Origin of the sequence: Ilyobacter sp., from assembly GCF_041583315.1 — a bacterium.
In the GTDB taxonomy this organism is placed as follows: domain Bacteria; phylum Fusobacteriota; class Fusobacteriia; order Fusobacteriales; family Fusobacteriaceae; genus Ilyobacter.
Genome location: NZ_JBFHGC010000559.1, coordinates 1 through 1827 on the forward strand (window position 1 = coordinate 1; position 1827 = coordinate 1827).

Below are 1827 nucleotides of genomic sequence, written 5' to 3' on the forward strand. Positions count from 1 at the left end.
GAGGAATATTTTTATGAAAAAAATGATTTTAGCAATTACATTTGCAAGTATACTTGGAGCTTGTACTTCGAGTCAAACGGCATCACAGAAGTCTATAAATAATAATGGTGCCTATACTGCACAACCACAAAATATGCTTGGAAACTTACCAACATGGGCTTTAAATCCATATGTTGAAGGAGCAGAATCTGCCATAGGAATGGTAAAAGTCGGGGCAAGCGGGACAGCAAATGCTAGAAATAAAGCAATTGCCAAAGCAAGAGTAGAACTAGCTAATCAAATGGAAGTTAAAGTTCAAGCACTGACTAAAAGCTACTCAAGTGTCGTAGGAGAAGGAGAAAACGAAATAGTGGAAAGTGTTTTTTCACAGGTTTCCAAACAGATATCAAGACAGACTCTGACAGGATCTAGACAAATCGATATGTTTATGACTAGTAATAAAGAGTTATACGTATTAGTAGCAGTTCCGAATGATGTGGTAAAAAAAGCTATAAAAGACGGTATGAATAATGGCATAGAAAAGCTGAAGAGTGAAGAAAAATTGTATCAAGAATTTAAATCAGATCAAGCTCAAAAAGAGCTAGATGCAATAATTGAAAAAGAATTTGATCAAAATCAAGGAGCATAAATAAGTGAAAAATATAGGCATTTTTTCGTTGCTGTTTTTACTCATCGGATGTACTAATAGTAACTTGGAAACTGAGACAAAAGAGACTTTATATAATATAAATGGCTATCCTAAGTGGATAGCCAATCCCACTTTCAATGGAAAGTACTCTTATGGAGCTGTAGGTATTTCCGGAAGATCGTATAAGGGTCCTAATCATCAGCGAAAACTGGCTGTTCAAAGATCTATAGAAGAACTGGCAGCTCAAATAGAGACCAATGTAGTTAGTGAAACAATAAGTTATGATGCTGTAACAAATCAATCAGCTTCATATAAAAGCGAGACAATATCTACATATAAAATCAATAAAAATATAAGTGGAAAAATAATGGACACATGGGTAGATGCTAGAAATAGCCAGCTATACATATGGATGGTCATAGAATAAATTTAAACATCAATTATTATTTAAAACAGGGAAGTGATTATGAAGAAAATAATCTTATATTTTTTTATATTTTCAACATGCTTATTCGCAGATAATTACGATGATATGTTCAATGAATTAGAAGGAGTTACATCTATTGTTATTTTAGATAGCGAAAACAAAGAAGTCATTGAAGGTGCTAAAGTTCAAATAAATAATTTAAACAACTTTTCTGATGATAAAGGTACAGCACTTTATCACCCGACTCAAGAGGAGTTGACGAAAGAATCCATAATCCCATTAATTATTAAAAAGGGCAGTTATTTGACCTATCAAGGTAATTTTAGATCAGGAATAGAGAAAAAAGTTGTCTACCTTGAAAGGGACAAGAAAATGCCTGTAGAGAATATAGGTAAAACTGAAAATGTTAAAGAAATAAATTCATCTGAAAAGAAAAAAATATTAAGTTCTAAAGTTAAAATAAGGTCTTCAGACAGTGGAATATTATATTTGGGAGATAAAAAACTTAGAGATATAGATGGAGGGAGAGAAAGCTTCTTTAGAATCAGAGAAGGTCTTATAACCCTGACATTGGATACCGAAAAGTTCATTTACCGTAAAGAGATAAAGGTAGTGGCTCCTGAGATTCTCATAACCTTTACCAACGAAGATATAATAAAGATAAAAGAATTACCAGTGGCAAAGCCTATAGAAAAAGTAGCCATTATAAAACCTGTAAAAAAAACACAAGAAAATTCGGTGGATATTCCGGAAGAAATAACGAATGAATACC

Annotated in this window: 3 protein-coding genes; all 3 read left to right on the plus strand. The window is 32.6% G+C overall.

Annotation, left to right across the window (positions count from 1 at the left end):
* Nucleotides 1-628, plus strand: a 628-nt coding sequence (locus ABZA26_RS14185; protein ID WP_372715141.1) for an LPP20 family lipoprotein, incomplete at its 5' end; no start/stop codon positions are given.
* A 4-nt stretch (nt 629-632) separates the two neighbouring features.
* Nucleotides 633-1055: a hypothetical protein gene (locus tag ABZA26_RS14190; RefSeq protein WP_372715142.1), complete on the plus strand. Its 423-nt coding sequence runs from the start codon at nt 633-635 to the stop codon at nt 1053-1055.
* A 39-nt stretch (nt 1056-1094) separates the two neighbouring features.
* The coding region (locus ABZA26_RS14195; RefSeq protein WP_372715144.1) for a hypothetical protein at nt 1095-1827 on the plus strand (733 nt) is incomplete at its 3' end.